The 18,570-nt window shown below is 31.9% G+C and carries 14 protein-coding genes and 1 pseudogene; 8 read left to right on the forward strand and 7 right to left on the reverse strand.

Going from position 1 to position 18,570, the window contains the following annotated elements; all coding sequences use genetic code 11:
- The first annotated feature begins 255 nt into the window (after positions 1–255).
- From ACN1CN_RS21990 to ACN1CN_RS22010, 5 genes are all read left to right on the forward strand, one after another.
- Positions 256–822 (forward strand): T9SS type A sorting domain-containing protein, encoded by a 567-nt coding sequence (locus ACN1CN_RS21990; protein ID WP_419137718.1) that lies wholly within the window; start codon positions 256–258, stop codon positions 820–822.
- Between the two features lie 114 nt (positions 823–936).
- Positions 937–1,797 (forward strand): hypothetical protein, encoded by an 861-nt coding sequence (locus tag ACN1CN_RS21995; RefSeq protein WP_419137720.1) that lies wholly within the window; start codon positions 937–939, stop codon positions 1,795–1,797.
- Positions 1,798–1,802: 5 nt separating this feature from the next.
- Positions 1,803–2,390: a hypothetical protein gene (locus ACN1CN_RS22000; protein ID WP_419137722.1), complete on the forward strand. Its 588-nt coding sequence runs from the start codon at positions 1,803–1,805 to the stop codon at positions 2,388–2,390.
- A 181-nt stretch (positions 2,391–2,571) separates the two neighbouring features.
- Entirely contained in the window at positions 2,572–3,171 is a 600-nt protein-coding gene (locus ACN1CN_RS22005; RefSeq protein WP_419137724.1) for a hypothetical protein, read from the forward strand.
- A 215-nt stretch (positions 3,172–3,386) separates the two neighbouring features.
- On the forward strand, positions 3,387–3,584 hold the full coding sequence (locus tag ACN1CN_RS22010) for a hypothetical protein (protein ID WP_419137726.1): 198 nt from the start codon (positions 3,387–3,389) through the stop codon (positions 3,582–3,584).
- A 93-nt stretch (positions 3,585–3,677) separates the two neighbouring features.
- Here the strand turns inward: ACN1CN_RS22010 and ACN1CN_RS22015 are convergent.
- The 7 genes and pseudogenes from ACN1CN_RS22015 to ACN1CN_RS22045 all read right to left on the reverse strand — a co-directional run bounded on the left by ACN1CN_RS22015 (position 3,678) and on the right by ACN1CN_RS22045 (position 14,882).
- Positions 3,678–4,343 (reverse strand): annotated as a pseudogene (locus ACN1CN_RS22015) (IS6 family transposase).
- A gap of 934 nt (positions 4,344–5,277) precedes the next feature.
- A complete protein-coding gene (locus tag ACN1CN_RS22020; RefSeq protein ID WP_419137728.1) occupies positions 5,278–6,570 on the reverse strand; it encodes an HlyD family secretion protein in 1,293 nt (430 codons plus the stop codon).
- A 3-nt stretch (positions 6,571–6,573) separates the two neighbouring features.
- Positions 6,574–8,766, reverse strand: coding sequence for a peptidase domain-containing ABC transporter (locus ACN1CN_RS22025; RefSeq protein WP_419137729.1), 2,193 nt, complete (start codon positions 8,764–8,766; stop codon positions 6,574–6,576).
- 115 nt (positions 8,767–8,881) lie between these two features.
- On the reverse strand, positions 8,882–10,531 hold the full coding sequence (locus ACN1CN_RS22030; protein ID WP_419137731.1) for a S41 family peptidase: 1,650 nt from the start codon (positions 10,529–10,531) through the stop codon (positions 8,882–8,884).
- Positions 10,532–10,535: 4 nt separating this feature from the next.
- The gene (locus ACN1CN_RS22035) at positions 10,536–13,388 is read right to left on the reverse strand and encodes a thiopeptide-type bacteriocin biosynthesis protein (RefSeq protein ID WP_419137733.1); all 2,853 of its coding nucleotides are present in this window, start codon (positions 13,386–13,388) and stop codon (positions 10,536–10,538) included.
- Positions 13,389–13,430: 42 nt separating this feature from the next.
- Complete coding sequence (locus ACN1CN_RS22040) at positions 13,431–14,663, reverse strand: lanthionine synthetase LanC family protein (RefSeq protein ID WP_419137735.1); 1,233 nt, start codon at positions 14,661–14,663, stop codon at positions 13,431–13,433.
- A 54-nt stretch (positions 14,664–14,717) separates the two neighbouring features.
- Positions 14,718–14,882: a hypothetical protein gene (locus ACN1CN_RS22045; protein ID WP_419137737.1), complete on the reverse strand. Its 165-nt coding sequence runs from the start codon at positions 14,880–14,882 to the stop codon at positions 14,718–14,720.
- A 1,364-nt stretch (positions 14,883–16,246) separates the two neighbouring features.
- Between ACN1CN_RS22045 and ACN1CN_RS22050 the strand changes: the two genes are divergently transcribed.
- The 3 genes from ACN1CN_RS22050 to ACN1CN_RS22060 all read left to right on the forward strand — a co-directional run bounded on the left by ACN1CN_RS22050 (position 16,247) and on the right by ACN1CN_RS22060 (position 18,484).
- The gene (locus tag ACN1CN_RS22050; protein ID WP_419137739.1) at positions 16,247–17,038 is read left to right on the forward strand and encodes a hypothetical protein; all 792 of its coding nucleotides are present in this window, start codon (positions 16,247–16,249) and stop codon (positions 17,036–17,038) included.
- Between the two features lie 95 nt (positions 17,039–17,133).
- Positions 17,134–18,183, forward strand: coding sequence for a hypothetical protein (locus tag ACN1CN_RS22055; RefSeq protein WP_419137741.1), 1,050 nt, complete (start codon positions 17,134–17,136; stop codon positions 18,181–18,183).
- Positions 18,173–18,484 (forward strand): hypothetical protein, encoded by a 312-nt coding sequence (locus ACN1CN_RS22060; RefSeq protein ID WP_419137743.1) that lies wholly within the window; start codon positions 18,173–18,175, stop codon positions 18,482–18,484. Before ACN1CN_RS22055 ends, ACN1CN_RS22060 begins: the two co-directional genes overlap by 11 nt.
- Positions 18,485–18,570: the final 86 nt, after the last annotated feature.

Here is an 18,570-nt window from a genome sequence, read left to right on the forward strand (position 1 = left end):
TTTTAATCGTTAATTAACCACAAAACCTGGTGGTCAATTTGCTCCGGAATCAGGTGGTCAGTTTGCTCCGGAACGGGTGGTCAATTTACTCCGGAATTAGGTGGTCAAATTGACCGGTTTTTCCACACAGCACCTGAAAAATTCCAGAACGTAAATCAAAAAACAATACAGGGAGATATCAGCGGTGGTTATACTGGACATCTAATCCGCTACGACTGGAGCGGACAGAACGTAATCAGCAGAACCCCGCTTGAGGTGACTTTAGACCAGAAAGGTAAAATTCTTTCAGGTATTTGGAAAGAAAAAGAAGGTGATCAGGCCCAGTTTAAGGCTGAAATTACCCCTGATGCAATTGTTTTTGAAAACTCACAAATTGACCGCATCGAACATTTCTCCAACAACATACCGAAAACATACGAATTTAAGCAGGCCAAAGTACAATATCTTGAAAAGGATAATGAAGTCTTTATAGCGGGAAACATCCAACTTTATGATCTTAAAGAACATGAGAATGAAAAACCCATGTACTTAAGCCTGCAGCGAAATGCCCCAGCTGCAGATGACCAGACCCAACAGATCCTCTCGCAACTTATTGTCTACCCAAATCCTGTTACTTCAGATAGCTTTAATTTAAGTTTTGAGCTTGCCGAGTATACGGACATCAGCGTTGACATCTATTCATTCACTGGTTTTTTAGTAAACCAGCAGAAACTCAAAACTTCGGACTCCGGCCATCAGGAGCTGGCTATACCATTTAACGCACCTCCTGGAAACTATATCCTTAATCTGAAATACGGAGCCAAAATGATAAAAACAATTTAAAAAAAAAAATAAAGCTTCATGAAGAAAAATTATTTTATATTAGTACTGACGTTCTTATGCATCTTATGCGGAAAGCAGACCAGCTACGGACAAATTGACGAAAATGGCGGCGAATTGGGCGAGGTAATTATTGAACCGTGGCATCCAGATCCGGATCCCGAACCTTGCTATGATTGCAGCTGTGATCCTTTCTTCTGCGGACCTGACAATTCCTGTTATGACTGCTACTGTGACTCCTCATTCTGCGATCCAACTGAAAACGATCCCTGCATCAGCAATCCGAGCCTATGTAATCCTGACGATCCTGATCCTTCCACAGATCCTTCAGATGACAGTCCCTGCTCAGAAGCTGTTGATGATAAGCTTGAAAAACTGACTCAGGCAAAATTTGCAGCAATAACGGACAAATTCAATAATCCAAACTCCCCATATAAAGTAAACATCAGTGTAGGTTCACTGGGAGGAGATACCGATTTGGCCAGAACAATGAATAGCGGAACGCGCGGAACATATAATATTGTATTAAATGAAAATTACAGCAATGCAACTTCGCTATCCATTGCAACCTCACTGGTGCATGAGTATATTCATGCCTACTTTAATACAGTATTTGACGACTGGGCAAATAACGGTAATTCACATGCCTATGATAATTATCCGTTTTTACATGAAGCCTATGTCAATGGAAATGGAGATAAGCAGGAAGCGCATCATAATCAAATAGCTGCCAGCTTTATAGATATAATGGCAGCGGCAATACAGGAGTTCCAGACTGGAATAGCTGTGCCGGAAGGTCAGGCTGAACTATTTTATAAAGATATGGCTTGGGGCTCAATGCAGGGAACTTCCGCTTATGAGTCAAACACTTACCTCAGTCAAACGGACCGAGATCGAATAGGCTCTGAAAGAGCCGCTGAAACATATAATGAACAAAGAGGTGCTAACGAACCGAAAGGGGCGCCATGTGATAAATAATATTTATGAAAAAATATATAATATTGGCAGGTATTATTTTTACTTCCTGTTCAACAGTAAGAGTCCAAGAACAGATCGTTCAGGATTTTATAAAAGAAAAGAATCTTAAAAATAATCCAAATACCTCTCCAGCCTATCTAATTGAAGAATCAGGTCCGAGAGCAAAATCTCTAGAATATTACGAGATGGCCTATGCCGATAAAAACCTGCCTGCCGGAAAAAAACGGATAGAGGTTTTACCCGGCAATTTTAAGAGCTGGCCAATAGATGAAAATCAACTTTCCCAATTAAAGGAAAGAAATAAAACCGGCTTATCTGAGGGCTGGAATGTCAATGATTTCAATTCCCTTGATATTCCGATAATAAACCGAAAAGATCTGGAATCTGAAATAGCCAGACAGGTTTTGCCACTGACTTCATCCGGAAATATAATATCAAGACCAATTGTGACTGCAGATGGAAAATATGCCCTTTTTTACTACTACAGTTTTTTGTCCATGAGCAGCATCGCCAAAAAAGTCTGCTTAGCTGAAAAAGACCGCAACAAATGGATAATAATAGCAGAGTTTTACGATCCGAATGTTTTTCATTAGAAAAGAGCCTAATAAACCTGCAAGTCTGAGGATTTGCAGGTTTCTTCTGTTTTTAGGGTTCCATTTATATTAAAAAAAATGGATAAACTTCTTAAATATAGCGCGCTCAGACATTAGAGACATGCAAATGATTGAACAGAAACTATTATTTGAAAAATATAGAGCGTCTAAGCTTACAGTCATGAAACAATTAAACATAGTAATAGCAGGAATGCTAGCAGTTTCCTGCTCCACGGTAAAAATAGAGCAGCAGATAGTCCAGGATTTTGCTGAGGAAAAGAATCTTAAAAACATTCCATATGTAAATGCATCTTATCTTATTAAGGAAGCAGCTTCAAACGAAAATGTTTTAGATATTTACACGCAGGCTTACTTAGATAAAAATCTTCCCATAAATAAAAAAAGAATTATTTTTTCACCTGCCACTATTAAAAACTGTCCAGTAGATGCTGATGAAATCGATGCATTGAAGTGTGGTTATAACAAGGCTAATGAACCCTTCTTCTGGACTACAAAAAACTTTGGATCATTTGATATTCCGATAATTGAAAAAGAACAACTATTTTCAAAAATTCATAATAGGACCATATCAATAAGTGCAACTGGGCATATTATATCCAAGCCTATTCTAAGTTTGAATAAACAATATGCCATTTTAAAATACTCATCCATATTTTATACAGGAGGTGAACCAGAACAGATTTATATAATGGAGAAAAAGAACAATAAATGGGCAATTGTATTAACACTGGTAAAAAATTACGACTATGATCCTTCCTAAGAGGTTTGTTATAATTTTCCATTCCGGATCATTCAGATCCAGTTTATAGTTGAACCTTTTGACAAAGACGAGGATTATGCAAAAAAAATACAAATACAACGCAAACGATTGTTCTTAATAAATCAATAAAAAAACAAACACTATAGATGGTATTGGAGAAATTTTTGGGCCACTATGTAAGTCTTTGGGGGGCCGTAAACGAAATTGGTGCCCTAATGGAAGTTGCAATCTTGTATATTGCTCATAGTGATGGAGCCAATGGAAAATTTAAAGATTATTTACAATCAAAAATTACTGATGGTTTATTAGATTCTGTATTACCTGGTCATACCGCTCTTTCTCCTGAATTAAGTAGTGCTATAGATACAATGAATGAAGCTATTAAACAAGCTTACGGAAGCGCAACAGATTGATTCAATTTACTCAAAAAAATGAAATACATATTGTTTTTATGGTTCTGTCGCATCTGTCAGAATCAAATAATAAGAATTTAAGTAATTTAAAAATTAGCCCGCCAATCTACAGAATGATTTAAATATAGATATCCCTGGTCTAATCATCTGATTCTTTCTAAGCATATGCACAACTTCAATTCCGCTTAGAGTTCTCTTTGCAGATTCAAAACTTTTAAAGCCTAATCCGTTTTGTATGCGCCACTTGATAAAACGATGGTCCTGTTCGACAATATTGTTAAGATATTTACATTGCCGGATTTTAATCTTTGAGAACGAGCGCTTGTTATAGACTTTGATCGCTGCTGTATTAGAACCGCTTTTATCAATGTTTATTACTCGTGGCCTGCAGTTATTACTAATTGCTTTAATTAGAAAAGACTGAGTGCTCATTCTCTGTCTTTTTCTGGTCAAAAGAAAGTCAACCGTATCACCTAATTTATCCACTGCCCTATATAAATAACACCAAATACCTTTTACTTTGATATAGGTTTCATCCAATCTCCAGCTTGTACCTACTTTACCTTTTCTCATCTTCATCTCTGATTCAATTAAAGGTGTAAATTTATAAACCCAGCGCCTAGTAGTAGCATGATCCGCAGAAACTCCTCACATTTTCATGATCTCTTGAGCATCTCGATAACTTAAAGTAAACCTAAGCTTAAAATATACTGCCTGCAGAATAATAGACTTTGGATAACAATGACCTTTGGCATTCATTTTTCGATGGTTTTAAAATTATAAAGATAAAAGTTATTCTCAGGTGCGACAGAACCATATTGCAGTAAAAAACTCAAATCTTCTCAATAGATCAGAATTTCTTTGGGCATGTTCAGAATGAAGTGCCTTTTTGTTTAAAATTGATTACATTTAACTAAAATTTGTCCTGTATGAATTTTAGTATTTTTATTCCAGCTTTTATAGTTTTTTGTACAGGAATTGGTGTTTTAGGTTTCAAATCTTTTAAGATCTTTAATTATTATATTGATTATTTATATTTTACTGTTTTCTTAGTTCTAATATTTTTAGTAGGTTGGAATATTGCATTATTCTATTCTAATTCTCCCGAATCACTTATTAACTGGTGGTTTTTACTCTCACTTGTAGTACTATTAATCTACACAAAAATCATTCATATTGTCACTAAAACTAAATATTACAAGGTACATAGGCATGAGTTGTAAAACCATAAAATTGAAAAAACTATAAAATTGCGTAAAGAAGATATGATCAATATCTATATTGTAGTTCCCATTTCTTCTGCATTATTTTAGTGATTCATTATTGAGAAAACTACTGCCCTACATAAATCACCAAATAACTTTTACTGTGATATACTGGAAAAATCATTTTAATTGACTATTATATGTCAAAATGAGTTCTGTCGCATCTGTAAGAATCAAATATAAGAGTTTAAGTAATTTTAAAGTGACCATTAATGGTGCAAACTTAAATAGCCACCGCTCAATGGTAGCATGATCAACAGAAACTCCACGCATTTTCATATTCTCTTCAAGATCCAGATAGGGTAATGTAAACCTAAGCAGAAAATATATTTCCTCCAAAATAATAGACTTGGAGCAACAATGTCCTTTTGTATTTATGAGTTCGAGAATTTAAAAAGGTAAAGCTTAGCTCTAGATGCGACAGAATCTTAAACTTGCTTAAAAATACTTTTAAACTGATACAAGATTCTCTCGATTAAACGCAAATCTTCGGTTACGATTTCGGCGTTTCCTTTCATTTCCTGCTGAAATATGATTTTTTTCTTATAGGAGGTCTCCAATCCGTTTGGAAGTGCTACATCCAACAGTAAATTTCCATCTTTATCAGGGACAAGAGAAATATTGCGGATCTTTCCTTTTAACACCCCGAATTCTCTGTCGGGGAAATTTGCCAGTCTGATGTTCACCTTTTGCCCCACTTTTATTTTTCCGGAATTTAAAGCCGGAGCCTTTACTTTTCCAACAAATCCATTCTTAGTATCCGGAATAATCGAAAAGACATTATCGCCAACATTAATCGTCTGATTCTCTGTCCAAACCTGCAAAAAAGTAACCACTCCGCTCACCGATGACCTTAAAGCATAGGCTAGCTCCCAATCTTTTATTACTTTTTTGAGCTGATAAAAAGACTGCGCCATATTCCTTCCTAATGTAACTTCTTCTTTAGTACCGCTAATTTGCGAGTTCTGACTTAACTTAGAGTTATCAATCAAAGCTGACTTTAGCTGAGAAATAGAAGACAGTAGACTTTTGTAATTCTTTTGTGCCTGAAGAAATCCCAGTTTTTTGGCTTCCATCTCCTGTGCAGAAATGATTCCTTTATTGAATAGCGTTTCAAATCTTGCAATTTCATTTTTCTGAAGCTGTAATTCGCTTTCGTTAATTACTTTTTGCTGTTGCAAAATTTCCAGTCTTTCTTTAATCTGAACCTTTTCAGAAACCTGAGCTCTGTTTTCAACTGCAAAAGGCTGCAAGTCTTTATTTAATTGTTCAGCCTGATAATCTTTCTGAAAAACAGCAAAAGCACTTTCGATCTCGCCCAATTGTGCGTTTTTCAACAATTCAAAAGGAAAGGCTTTCTTCGGATTATTGATATTATATTCTTCAACGATCTTTTTCAGCAAAAAAACATCATTGTAGTTGGCCGTATTTTCGATAATCGCAAGTGTAGTGTTTTTTGAAACAACAGATTTGTCTTTTACCAGAATTGCTTCGATACGTCCTGAAGATTTAGAGACTATTTTCTCTGGCGGAATATTGGTTGTAATTACAATTTCGGTATTAACAACATCCGGATATTTGATAAACCAGGACACAAAAAAAAGCATGAAAATGATGACGAATATCAAAACGGTTCCCCAACGTATCATCCAATGCGGTACTTTGGTGAGAATGTCCTGAACTTCTTCACTTCTTAGTTCGAATGTAGTATCTTCCGCCATGACTTAATTTCCTAATTGTAATTGATTTTTAACCAGTTCAAAATAATTCCCTTTTTGCTGTACCAAAACGGAATGACTGCCAATTTCGATGATTTTCCCTTTGTCTAAAACCACAGTTTGATCGGCATTCATAACGGTACTTAAGCGGTGTGCAATAACTACTACCGTTTTATCTTTAAAGAAAATATCCAGTTTCTGCATTATTTCTTTTTCATTATTCGCATCCAAAGCCGATGTAGCTTCATCAAAAAACAATATTTCCGGGTTTTTATAAACTGCTCTTGCAATTAACAAACGTTGTTTTTGCCCCGTGCTCATCCCTAATCCCTCGGCACCAATTTTTGTATTGTAACCTAACGGTAAACCGCTTATGTATTCTTTTATATTCGCAACATCAGCAGCATAGACTAGACGTTCTTTATCTACTTTATCAACACCAATCGCAATATTATTGGCAATAGTATCACTAAAAATAAAACCTTCCTGCATAACAGCCCCAATATTCGATCGCCATGCTCGTTGAGAAATATTTTTCAGTTGTGCATTTCCAATGTTTATCTCTCCCTTTTCAGGTTCATAGAATTTAAGGAGGAGTTTCATCAGGGTTGTTTTTCCGCTTCCGCTGACACCTACTATCGCAGTGACTTTATTGGCGGGAATTTTCAATGTTAAATCCTCCAAAACAGGAATATCGGAACCTAAATAGCGATAGGAAAGATTATTGATATCGATGTCTGAATCGTAAGGAACATCACTGGTCTGATGAACTTCCTGTTGTGCTTCGCCTTCTTTCTCATGAATTTCAGATAATCTGGCCAGTGATATTTTTGCGTCCTGAAGCTCTCTGACAAATTCTATAAGTTGTGCAATGGGGCCGTTTAAACCTCCTACTATCGAACTTATCGCCAGCATCATCCCCAGTGTAATTGAGCCGTCGATCACCAGTTTTGCAGAAAGAAATATAATGAAGATATTTTTTAATTCGTTGATTACAGAAGAACCAATGCTTTGTGTTTGCTCTAAAACCAATCCTTTAATCGAAACTCTAAAAAGTCGTGCTTGTATGTATTCCCATCCCCAACGTTTTTGTTTTTCGGCATTATGGAGTTTTATTTCCTGCATTCCATTGATAAGCTCCATTACTTTATTTTGCTCACTGGATACTTCTGCAAAACGTTTGTAATCGAGTACTTCTCTTCTTTTTAAGAACAAAGTAATCCAACCGAAATAAAGCACACTACCTGCAAAAAACACCAAAAAGATCTGCAAATTAAAATAGGCCAAAACCCCTCCCATAATAAACATATTGATGACCGAAAAGAGAACATTTAAAGACGATGTTGTCAAAATTCGCTCAATCCTGCGATGATCATTAATACGCTGCATGATATCACCAGTCATTCGCACATCAAAAAACGAAATGGGCAAATTCATTAGTTTAATAAAGAAATCTGAGATTAGAGAAATATTTATTCGGGTAGAAAGGTGTAGTAAAATCCAGCTTCGAATAAGTTCCAGACCGGTTCTTCCTGCAAAAAGAAACAATTGCGCAAAAAGAATCAAATAGATAAAATGAATATTCTGGTTTTGAATCCCAACATCAACTATACTTTGTGTTAAAAACGGAAAGATAAGCTGCAACAAAGAACTTGCCAGTAACCCTATACTCAATTGTATCAGAAATGATTTGTACCGAAGCACATACTGCGCCAACAATCCAAATCCGAGTCCTTTATTATCTTCTTTATCAAAATCGGATTGAAAAAACTTAGGGGTAGCTTCAATCAATAAAGCAATTCCCTCCTTAGTAGACTCGTCGGCATTATTTCCGATCCAAAATTTAATAAAATCTTCTTGATTGTATCGGATTAGACCAAAAGTAGGATCTGAAACATAGTATACACCTCTTTTAATTTTATAAAGTACTACATAATGGTTTTGATTCCAGTGTAGAATACAAGGTAACGGAACTTCTTTTAAGTTTTCAGTGTCGAGCATAGCTCCCAGAGTTCTAAAACCAATCTTCTCTGCAGCATCACTCAGAAAAAGCAAACTACTTCCTTCAAGAGTTGTCTCACTAAGATCTCTCAACTCCTGAATGTTTATTATTTTACCATAATATCTAGCTATTATTTTTAAACATGTTGGGCCACAATCTTTATGATCTGCCTGCTTGTAAAAAGGGAAAGAAATCAATTGTTTTGAATTTTAATGAGTACTTTTTAAAATGGTATTAAATCTAGTAGTATTTCTATTCGATAGTAACTTAATTTTAGATACAACTAAATAGTGCCAGAATAATACTCTTATATTACTTCCCTTCATTGATAAATAATATAGCCCTCTCCAGTATTTCATCTTTTCCGTTTTGTATTCCTACAATGGTCGGTTTAACGATAATATCAGGGATTATACCAACACGCTGGGTCTCTTTACCATCAGGATAGTAAACACCAATACCTGAAAAAGGAGCTTCATGTTTATTTGTAATATTAACACTACTTGTATTTCCATCTGCCCCTGCAGTTTGGCTACCTATCACGATAGTGTTATCTGCGGTTTGAAAACACATTGTAGCCCATTCGGATTGGCTTTGCGAAAGTTCATTTACCAATACAATGATCTTTCCTTTGTAATTATTTGTGTTTTTTGTACCACAAAAACTTGGTTCACTCCAAACAAACCTACCTGGATAACTTAAATCAGGTTTTGTATACTTCACAAAAGGCTTAGCGTCTGAGTTAAGATATTTTGCCATCTCAAAATTTGTTCCATTGGGATAATCTCTCATGTCTAATATAATAGCCTTTGTTGAATTTAACTCAGACATCATTTCTGAAACTTCTTTTTCATAAATTTTCCCCATATCTACATAACCAATACTATTATCAATCACTTTATACTTTTTTGATTTCTTTTTTTTTAATTCGTTGCTATGTGACTTGTTGTAATCAGTCCATTGAATTACTTTTTTAAAAATAAGACTATTGCGTCTCCCTTCCAAATCAATAGAGTCCATATATCCAGTAGTAATCTCAAATACTAAATTTCTCAAATAAGACGCTTCATTTGAAGCACTTACAAAATCTCTTTTTTCTGTGATAATTTGCTCAATTGTTTTGTTATTTACCTTGGTAATAACATCACCGACCCGGATATCATCCAATTTAGCCAACGTATCGCTTAATATTTCTGAAACAACCATTTCTTTATCAATTATAACACATTTTACTGGAAGAAATTTTCTTACTTTTCCTCTTGTTTGTGATGTACTGTAGTAAAATGATGAATGAGAATCATTTAATCGAACCGTTAGTTTATGCATCGCTACTTTAAAATCATCCTCTGATTTGGTTAGGACAAAATCAGGTAATATGTCTTCAAGGGTTTTATCCCAATTATTGTCCATTAGGTACTTATAAGGAAAAAAATATTCAATTATATTCCAATACCTAAAAAGTGTTAAAAGTCTATAATTCTCATCAGACCAGTTTAAATCTGAAAATTTTTCGTTTTTCAAGAATATATTTCCAGCTTCTGTTACATCAACATAAAATAGTATTCCTTGGTATCTATTCTCTTCAATGAATCTTAGTCTTTTAGAAAGTGATTTAGAAATTAGTTGATCTTTATTGATCCATGATAAGTTAAAATTTTTATCAAAATAGTCTTCTTTTAATCTTGAATTAGTACTTTTCGCATCTACTTCTCCCAAAGCAAGGATCCAATCTTCTATCACTCTGGAGTATGCTTCCTCAGATTGAGCTTTTTTTACTTTAGGCAGAATCTTAAACAATTCTTCGTCCCAATCTTTACTTCCATTGGCGACATTCGGATGATAATATTTTAAAAATCCCCAAACTTTTGCTGTTGTAAATAATTTTTGAGTTTCTGATATTTTATTATTAGAAAATCCTATTTGAAAATAAAGGACAAAAAGTATTAAAATTTTCTTGTTCATTGGGTTACTGCTTTTTAAATTTTAGTTGATTAAAGTACATTTTGGCTAGATAATAAACTTTAAATTCATTAAATCTTTGTTCTTCAGAAAAATGTCTATTCATACTCATATGGATAATAAGAGACATATAGTTATAGCGAATGAATTTATTTACATCTAATTTTTTCACTACCTCATCGCTTAAAATAAGATGGTTTAAAGAATTACAATATTCAAAATGGTCTATTTTATTTCTAATGGCCAAATAATCTTTATTAAGTGATTTCCTTAATTTTGCTGTTAACTCAAATTCTTTTAAAAACATTTTAATTGCGCTTTCACAGTTTTCTATCATCTCATCTAATGAGAAACCAAAATAATTGAAATAGTTCTTGATTTTTAATATTGCTGTGATTTTAACAAAGTCTTCATCAAGATCTGAATTAATAACATTGTTAATAAAATCCTTACTATCAAGACTAAAAATCTTTTCAGCCAATTCCATTAATTGTATACCTCCATAACGATAAATTTCCTGTTCATAAGGAAGTATATGATACTTACTAATTAAATGATTTGTTTTTAACTCATGTATTTTAAAAATAATGTGTTCTTTATTTTCTCTCGAACTTGTCTTAAATCGTACTCTTAAATGTCTATCCGGATTAGTATAGTTTACAAAAAAGAAAAGATCTGTTTTATCTTGTAAAAGAATAGCTTTATTAATAAAGCTTAAAATATCATGATTCGAATAAGAGTTACCAAAAATTTCCATATACAGCCAATCTGATAGTATGGGAATGTTTTCACTTAAATTCTCTTCAACATTGTCATAATTAAATTGTGGACGAGTATAATGCTCGTTTTTGACACTCACAACAAGTTCATGTGAAAAATTCTTATGATCTTTATCAATAATCTGTGGACTAAACGATTCATACAATGATTCTGATACATATAAATGCTTTCTTTCTTTAATTTTTTCATAAATCAAAAAAACATCCTCTACAACGTCTGTGTCAACTGTTATTTCCCCTTTAGTATCAGAAAAGTTAATTATTTTAGAAAAAGAATATTCTTTAATTTTTTCTGCTAAGTAAGCTTGAAAGGCCTCAAAAGAGTAATTATTGTTAACTAACAAAATCTGCGAAGGGAAAAGCAATACCCCTTCTTCGAGATATATCCGAGGGACATAGGGTGTGTTGTAGTTGTAACTATTAAAATCAAAATTCACCCCATATATTTCTTGATTATAAAACTCATAATCACACAAAAAACTATAGAATTCTGACTCTGAAAGATTTGGATTAATAGCAGATGTTAATTTGGGAATAACCTCTTTTTTATATTTCTTAGATACGAGCGCTATTCTACCATCCTGTAAATGCACATAAATGTCCGATAATAAAATTGGATTAGATTCATTAGTAAATGTTGTATTTACAGGTATGCAATAGTCATAAAACTGTTTTATAGGTGAAACATTCAGGCTTCTGAAAGTACCTATACAATTTATATCCGCTACAAGTTTATTCTCGTGAATTTGCTTTTCAAAGGTAACAATATCCTGACATATATCATTGGTTATATCACTAAATCTGGAAATCAAGTTTAGTGCAGAATTGGCCCCTAGATTCTTTATGTACAAAATAGAATCGCTCGAATCTTTACATTTCAAAACTTCAACTAAAATACTGAATGTTGCAGGCAGTTTATTTTTTTTAGTTTCATTATAGTCCCCTGAGAAGGAAAAATCCAAATAAATGTCTTCTTTTTTTGAAATCAATATCTTATTTATGATCTCTTTGTCAAGCTTTAAATTATGAACCTCCTCAAAACTTTTATAATTTAAACCTGAATAAGGATTAAAGATTTTGGTCAGTGGAATAAAACCATCATTATAGCTTTGGGAAATTTTACTAATGAACTTACCTAAAGTAATATTTTTATGCGAAGAATGCATATTAAAGTTAACAGTAAAATCAATAAACCTTTTTATTTTATCTTGAAATTTTCTATCTAAAATACCTTCATTCGTATCAAAAGAATTAATAAGATGGGAATATTTAAACTCGTTATTTTCGTCAAAAAAAACTTTTTGATCACTAATATACTGATCCGAGAAAGATTCTATATCATAACTACTTTGAATTAAATGTGTCTTTTTATCTACAAGAGCAGAAAAAAACATAGAATTATCATTACTAAGTTTTTCAGCGTAAGGAAAAAATAAAAAGTATTCAATAATTAACCCACTTTCCATAGCATTTTGCAAATACTCTTCAACATCAATTCTTTCAAATCCATTTAAAACCAGTTCCTCTAATATTTCTAATAGGTGCACTTTTTTCTCGAATCTTTTTATCAACCATTCTAGATTTTCGTCAAAATCTATCTCTACATGTCTAAGCTCTATTTTGCCAATATCCTGAATTTCTGATTTAAAAAAACTAATTTTTTCTTCACTTCGGAAGTAAATAGAAGGATTGATACAATAAGATTTAGTTAACCAGCCCTTATCCATTGCGGCATTAACACTTGAAGATAAAAATGAGTTATCATATTTAACATTTAAGTTAAGGTCTTTGTTTTTCTTTATTAAAGTAGAATCTCCCCATTTAACAACTCCAACACTACTAAAAGCACCAAAAGGAGTTGGATTAAAATGTGCCCTTGAAAAGTATTTTGATAAAGATTTTTTTATTTTTTCATTCTTATTTTTATTCACATCTTCATATAAACTTCTAGATGAAACTAAAATTGAAAGTTTAAACAATGCATCATCATTAAAAAATTGAATTTTATCTTTTTTATTCTTTTCATATGACTGTAGAGAAAAATTGGTAACTCTTTTTACAATTTTGTCAAAAAAAATCATTTATTCTAAAAATATTAAATTATTAAACATTTCTAACTAATATCAATGCAAATTGAATAATTGCAACCAACCAGTATCAATTTTTTCATCAACAGTTAATAATCCTAAACCTAGACCGGCCAAACCATCCAAAAGATTAATTTCTTTTAAATCAACGTCATTATTTGAAGAGCTTAGATTTTCGAAATTGTTTGTTTTTCTATCTAAAATTCTATACCATTTATTGATCTCCGTGCTATAATCATGATTTAAATTTAAGGATGCTAAATGATATTGAACTATAATTCCAATACAACCGTGACACATTCCAAAATCTCCAATTCCAGAATCCTCTAAAGAAATTGTACTAATATTATTTACTAATTGGGAAGCCTCTTTAACCAGGGCATCATCATTAAGATATACCCCAGAACTATATAAAGCATTTGAAATACCTAAATCGCCTTGACACCACGCTACCATCGGTTTTACAAATTCGTTTGTTTCTAATATTAGTAAGTTTGGATAATATTGGATATCGTTAATATTTCTGTTTTTATGGTTTCTCAAAAAAGTGATTGCAATATCTAAAGATTCTGTTATATCTTGACTCATCTCTGAAAAATTGTTTTTCAAGTAAATTAGAAAATTCAAGTAACCCGAAACTCCGTGTGCCAAACCAAAATAATAACAGTGTTTATCATTAAAAACAGGCTCAATTAAAACTTTTTCAAAGTCAAAATTTATTTTGTGAATTAATTCTTTAGAAAACTTATCCAAGATTTCAACTATTAAACCATTTTTATTTGTTTTATAGCGCTCAATAAAATACATGGCTATTCCAATTGAACCATGTAAATAATCGTAATTATTTTCCGCAGAACTGTCGTAGAGGTCTTCTTGCAAAATTAAATCGATACTTTCAAAATATTCTTTATCAATTTCAACCGATTTTTCCTGTAATCTTATGAGCATTAAACCATAGCCTGCAATACCTGTACAAAGATTTGATGAAGTTTCATTTTCCGATAGTAATAAATTTATTCTATCAACTATACTTAACAACTTATCTCTATACTCTTCTATTCCATAAACCTTATACATATTATCATAAAACATAGCTACACCTGATAGACCATCCATCAGACCTACCCTATTTTCAATCATAGCAGATTCCCATATAGCCTTTTCTATTTTTAATATTAAACTCTCCATTATATTATATTCTATTTCTTTTTTTAGGTATATTATTCGCTGTATTATTAAGCCTAAACATAAAAAGAGTGATTTCATCATAAGTGAAATCACTCTTTTTTTAGATTGGATGTTTTTTAATGAAAACGACCGAGGCTATTTATCACTATATTCACATGTCCATGCTGCAGAACTGCAAGGAACTGGCCATATTGAATTTTTGTTACACCATCCAGATGTTTCCGCTCCACCTTTAATTTTTGAAAGGTCATTTTTTGCCAGTTTCTTAACTGTCAAATTTTTTAGTTCTAATTTTTTCATTCAAACTTTTTTTGATGATTAATAATTATTATGGACTTCAAAATAATTCTTTATCTTATCTAAATCTATTCATGTGCACTTGAATTAGACCTGAAATTTAAAGCGGCATTATTTTTAACAAAACTAAAATTATAAATTATAAAAAAAAATATTTTTAAAAATATTTAATAATTTAAACAAACAAAAAACATAATTTTAAACAAAATAGAATACTTTTTTAACAAAAAAACAAACAAATAAATAACTTAATAAGTTATTTCTGTTATTTTTTTTTCAATAAGCTTCTGCAATGTTTTTTACGAGAACAATGTCCTTTTTAAACAAATATAGGTATTATAAATATTACAATTATACGGTTTCACGTAATTCAAGAAAAATGATTATTATTTTTTTAGAGTTATAGTGAAAATTAAAATGCCTCCAAATTGATGAAAAATTATTTTATTATTTTGGATCTATTTTCAGAATAGGATTTTTAAATTTCTGGAATTACCTTTTATTTTGCCACAAAAACCCAAGACGTTTAATTTAATTATTATCTAAATTTCCAACGTTCTAAATTCTATGGCTAAATCATGGAGCATCGTGTTTGGAGTGGACACCTTTTTTGCCACAAAAAATTAAGGCGGTTTTTAACGATATTCATCATTATAAAGTTTTGTGGCAGAATAGTGGCACATGAGCCTTACTTATTTCTAGATGTGCTAACAAAAACTGTAGAATGAGAAAGAACACTATGCCCTAATCTGTAACACTACCGATTTTATAAAGGCATTTAAAATAGTTAAGGGTGCAAAAATGCATCCTTAACTTTGTCTCCACTTTCTGTTAGCAGATCCAGAATTCAGAGAATATCATTTCTCCAAAGAATTCATCTTCTATGTTAATAGTTTTTTTCATTAGTATCCACTTAAAATAAGCTAACAACCAACTGATTAATATTATGTTCATGACATTATTGTAATCTGATTTTATAAGTAATTCATTTATGGGTATTTTGTCTAGTAATGATGCCGATAAAATTTGTAGAATTTCGTAATTTGAACGATTAGTTTTTAATTGATTCCAACAAGTAAAATATTTAACCAATTTATTGCCTAACTATTTACTGGTTAACCTGTTAAAAACACCTTGAGGAGGAATTCAACCAATTGAGAAAAACATATTTACCCTGATTCATATTCATAATATTGATTTACGAACATAATAATCATTTCAAATCGTCACGCTCAAAAATGACTATTAAGATACCGATTTACAATAATTTAAAAGAACTTATTTCCTTTTTTAGTGGACACTAGTGTAATAATGTATATATTTATAGAATTGAAAACCCAAAAAATCTATCGATAACTAAAATACTTATGAGATTAAAACTGGTTGGTAAAAAAGAATTTACCTACATACTATTCCTTTGTATTACTGTGAATTATGCCCAAAATGGAACATTTAAAAAAAATAAAATCACACCGACCACTAAATCCAAACTAGAGATATTAGCTCAAATTGAAATAGTCTGTCAAACCATAATAGACGATAATTACGTTCATCCAAATAGTATTACTTTAACTGAAAGCAATCCCAGCAGCACTTCCACAGATAAAAATTTGCTTGAAGTATTCAATGATATTTCAGTTGAACTTCAAAAAAACAAAAATAGTACTACCGAAAATCTGGGATCGGAAACTAAAGTAAATAGTGAACCGTCATTTAACGAAGTGTATCCAAAGGAAAAATATGAAGCTTTGATAGCTCATGGAACTGCTTTTGTCAAAAAATCTGAATTACTTTCACAATCGTTGCAAATGAAAGCAACCGAATTTGACGCTGCTGCTAAAGCAAATAATATTGAAGAAGTTAAAAATATTTACACTAAAATGGGATTGGCATTTCATGTTATGGGTACTAAGCTTGATAGCGCAATACTTGAATTGAGAAGAACACAACCGTCTATAGTTGAAACCTATACAAAAATGACGGCTGTTAGCAACGAAACAGATGCCCTAAAAAAAGTAGAAACTACCGTTGATGCCACAAGCAGTATGGTTGGAATCCTATATTATTTATCGGCTATTAAAAATTGCAATACTGTTGTCTCTAAAATTCAAGAACATTTGGCACAATTATCTAAAGTGTCAGGCACCCAAAAAGGATGATTTCAGCAGCGGACCATACAAATTGTTTAATATTATTTTGAAGTCTGAATACATCATAAATTAACCATCCAGGTCGAATATAAATATTACTTAAAATGCATAAAATAAAAATCCTACTACTATTTCTTTCCCTTTCGCTAAACTGCTTTTCACAGCTTAAAACCAATAATCAAAATGGAATTAATAAAGATTTGTATCGTTTAAATTTAAATGATTCGGTCAAATCAGTCGTTTATGGTCGTACCTTTTACAAAGAAGATCTCACAGCATATGAAATAGATGATATCACAGATGTAGTAATATTACGCCAAAACTCATATGAATCATATGAATTTAATAAATATGGTTTGATATCAAGACATTTTTCCGATTCGCTAGTATATGACCCAAAAGATCTTCAAAATAATTTCAAATATGAATTGGATAAAAAGGTGTATCGGGTACCTGATTGGACGGGAATGGCTAATTTAAATATGCAAAATGTGAATAAAACTACGTTTAAGAGGTCTAACTGTTTTAAAAATTTGGACTCGGATTTTGCGTATAAATATAATTTCGACAAAAACGGTAAAATAACTGCTGAAAAAGAATATTTTGTAAACAAAGATGTTTCTAATAATATAATTGAAACTGAACTATACCAGACCAAAAAATATGTATATGATATTAAAGGCAATTTAATCCAGCAACGCTTAATTAATGAAGGAGAATACAAGAAAAATAATTATTATACGGAAAAAGATGGGGCGCATGAAAAATGGATCTATGAATATGATGTTAAAAATCGCTTAATTAAAGTAACTGAAATGTATGCTGTAGAACCTCAGGAAGTACAAGAGCCACCTATAGTACAGAAATACAAATATCATCCTGCCGAAAATTACGTTACTGAGGTTGAAATATTTTACGAGGATGGTTTTGGCAGTTATGGTAAATATAAAAAAGCTAAATTTTATTATAACAAAAATGCAGATATCATAGCATGTGAATACCTAAATGATAATTTACCTAAACAAGAAAAAGTCTTTTACGAATATGAGTATGATAGTCATAACAATTGGATAAAATGTAAACTTAGACGCAATTCCATGCAGGACGAGGTGATTAAAAGTATAAAAAGAAAAATTTCATATTATGGAAATTAAATTGGATGTTAAAAAAGTTATTGTAGGTTTTGCATTGATATACTGTAGCCTTTGCGGTGCCCAGGAAAACAAAATAAAAGAAAAGAGGTCGTTAAATTTAAACGGTTCTGTGAAGAACGTAAATACATTTTACTCCTTTTACAAACAAGACATTACTCCACTTGTGAAATACCGTGTTTTATTTGAAAATGATATTGCTAATGATGATTCTTATGAATTTAACAAAGAAGGACTTCCTATACAAAAAGCAATTACTCTTAGTGGAAAAACCGGTCAATTTGACCACCTAATTCCGGAGTAAATTGACCACCCGTTCCGGAGCAAACTGACCACCTGATTCCGGAGCAAATTGACCACCAGGTTTTGTGGTTAATTAACGATTAAAAA

This window comes from Flavobacterium sp. T12S277, assembly GCF_048514875.1.
In the GTDB taxonomy this organism is placed as follows: domain Bacteria; phylum Bacteroidota; class Bacteroidia; order Flavobacteriales; family Flavobacteriaceae; genus Flavobacterium.

Bases quoted from the DNA above. Each gene is read 5' to 3' on its own strand.
- ACN1CN_RS22000 (WP_419137722.1), top strand. From the start codon at position 1,803: ATGAAAAAATATATAATATTGGCAGGTATTATTTTTACTTCCTGTTCA.
- ACN1CN_RS22030 (WP_419137731.1), bottom strand. From the start codon at position 10,531: ATGAACAAGAAAATTTTAATACTTTTTGTCCTTTATTTTCAAATAGGA.
- ACN1CN_RS22050 (WP_419137739.1), top strand. From the start codon at position 16,247: ATGAGATTAAAACTGGTTGGTAAAAAAGAATTTACCTACATACTATTC.
- ACN1CN_RS22045 (WP_419137737.1), bottom strand. From the start codon at position 14,882: ATGAAAAAATTAGAACTAAAAAATTTGACAGTTAAGAAACTGGCAAAA.
- ACN1CN_RS22040 (WP_419137735.1), bottom strand. From the start codon at position 14,663: ATGATGAAATCACTCTTTTTATGTTTAGGCTTAATAATACAGCGAATA.
- ACN1CN_RS22060 (WP_419137743.1), top strand. From the start codon at position 18,173: ATGGAAATTAAATTGGATGTTAAAAAAGTTATTGTAGGTTTTGCATTG.
- ACN1CN_RS22020 (WP_419137728.1), bottom strand. From the start codon at position 6,570: ATGGCGGAAGATACTACATTCGAACTAAGAAGTGAAGAAGTTCAGGAC.
- ACN1CN_RS22010 (WP_419137726.1), top strand. From the start codon at position 3,387: ATGGAAGTTGCAATCTTGTATATTGCTCATAGTGATGGAGCCAATGGA.
- ACN1CN_RS22055 (WP_419137741.1), top strand. From the start codon at position 17,134: ATGCATAAAATAAAAATCCTACTACTATTTCTTTCCCTTTCGCTAAAC.
- ACN1CN_RS22005 (WP_419137724.1), top strand. From the start codon at position 2,572: ATGAAACAATTAAACATAGTAATAGCAGGAATGCTAGCAGTTTCCTGC.
- ACN1CN_RS22035 (WP_419137733.1), bottom strand. From the start codon at position 13,388: ATGATTTTTTTTGACAAAATTGTAAAAAGAGTTACCAATTTTTCTCTA.